Source organism: Kitasatospora putterlickiae, assembly GCF_039527695.1.
Classification (GTDB): Bacteria; Actinomycetota; Actinomycetes; order Streptomycetales; family Streptomycetaceae; genus Kitasatospora; species Kitasatospora putterlickiae.
Genome location: NZ_BAAAKJ010000355.1, coordinates 11079 through 12798 on the forward strand (window position 1 = coordinate 11079; position 1720 = coordinate 12798).

A 1720-nucleotide genomic window follows, 5' to 3' on the forward strand; every position below is an offset into this window, starting at 1 on the left:
ACGGCGGCGAAGCCCGCGCCGTAGGCGCTGACGCCGCGGCCGTAGGCGCCCAGCAGGACGCCGGGGGCCTCGCCGGCGAGCACCCAGCCGTACTCGGACTCGCGGTAGCGGAACGGCTGGGGCAGGCCGTTCACCGGGAGGCTGAGGGGGGACCAGCCGGGGCCCTCCAGGTCGTCGGCGAGGTCCCAGGCGAGCGTGGACTGCTGGTCCAGCCAGTCCTGGCGCCGCGCGCGGTCCAGCTGGCCCGGCCAGGTGGCGGCGAGCAGTCCGGAGCCCGCCAGCCAGGCGGCGGAGGAGGCGGACGTCGCCTCCAGGGTGCCGGTGTTGTCGGCGCTGCGGCGGCTCTCCCGGCGGGCGACGGTGACCACCACGGCGAACTTCCGCACGTCGCGCGGCTCGTACTGGCGGGCCGGCTCCTCGCCGTGGCCGAGGCTGCCGTAGTCGACGGTGCCGTGGGTGCCGGCCCGCGGGCCGCCGAAGCCGCTCGGCAGCAGGAAGCGGCGGCCGGACCAGCCCTCGTCCAGGCCGTACCAGGGGAAGTCCGCGGACAGGTACGGCACCAGCGGGTCCGCCGGGCCGGCCTGTCCACCGACCACGGGTCCGCCGGCCGTGGCCGTCCCGACCGCCTGACTCGTCGTGTCCATCCCCGGGGCCTCCTCAAACGACGTTTGCCTGCCGTGGCGCGCTCCCATCGTGGCGCACCGCGGCGCCCCCGCCGACCGCCTTCGGCCCGGATCGGACCGGAAAGTGACAGACGGCACAGCGGGAACAATCAGCACAATAGCGGCGCACCGGCCGGGGCCCCGCTCAACCGTGTGGTTGGCGGGGCGCCGGTGTCAGCGAGAAGGCCGTGCGATCAGGTCGCGTCGGGGTCGAACGGGGGCCGCTCACCGGGGGCGAGCGGGGCTCCGGCGGAGGCGGTGGCGGGGGCCGGGGCGGCGGACTTGTCGAAGGAGACGCTGCCCGCGCGGCCGGTGCCGTTCACCGGGGCGGCCGGCTTGTCGTCCAGCACCGAGCGGATGTCGAGGGTGTCGCGCATCTCCTTGAGGCCCAGCGGGTCCTCCTCGCCGCCCATCAGCTGCTTGCGCACGAAGGTCTTCGGGTTGAGGTCCTCGAACTCGAAGTCCTTGAACTCCGGACCCAGCTCGCTGCGGATGTCCTCCTTCGCGGTGTCCGCGAAGGACCGGACCTTCCGGATGAAGCCCATGGCGTCCTGGATCAGCTTCGGCAGCTTGTCCGGACCGAAGACCACGATGGCCATGACGACCAGGGTCAGGATCTCCAGTGTGCCCACGTCGCTGAACACCAAAGCTCCCTAAGCTCGCGATCGGATCGGACAAACGCTCCCCACAGCGTAATGGCCATCGGCGGGTCCATGACCCCCGGTGTGATGAAGCCGTGGTGAAGACCCGCCGATGATCAGGACCCGAGGGACGCCTGGTGCCTATCGGTTCTCGTGGTGCAGACCGGCCACGCCCGAGCTCGGCGTGCGCTCCGGCAGCTCGTACGGTGTCGCGCCCCGGGTGACCGCCACCGGGCGCAGCGGCAGGTCCACCGCCGGCACCTGGGCGTTCATCGGGACCATTCCGCCCCGGCCGCCCCCGGCCGGGCTGACCGAGGTGCCGTGCTGGTCGTCTCCGCCGGCGATGGTGCCGACGCCGCCGAGCGTCACCGCGGCGACCGAGAAGGTGCCGGCCGCGGCGAAGACGAAGCGCCGCCC

General features: G+C 73.5%; 2 protein-coding genes and 1 pseudogene. All 3 read right to left on the reverse strand.

What is annotated here, in order from left to right; translation table 11 throughout:
• Nucleotides 1–644, reverse strand: a 644-nt coding sequence (locus ABD308_RS32550) for a hypothetical protein (protein WP_344343096.1), incomplete at its 3' end; no start/stop codon positions are given.
• Nucleotides 645–856: 212 nt separating this feature from the next.
• Entirely contained in the window at nt 857–1306 is a 450-nt protein-coding gene (locus ABD308_RS32555; RefSeq protein ID WP_344343098.1) for a sec-independent translocase, read from the reverse strand.
• 138 nt (nt 1307–1444) lie between these two features.
• Nucleotides 1445–1720 (reverse strand): annotated as a pseudogene (locus ABD308_RS32560) (hypothetical protein); the annotation flags it as partial.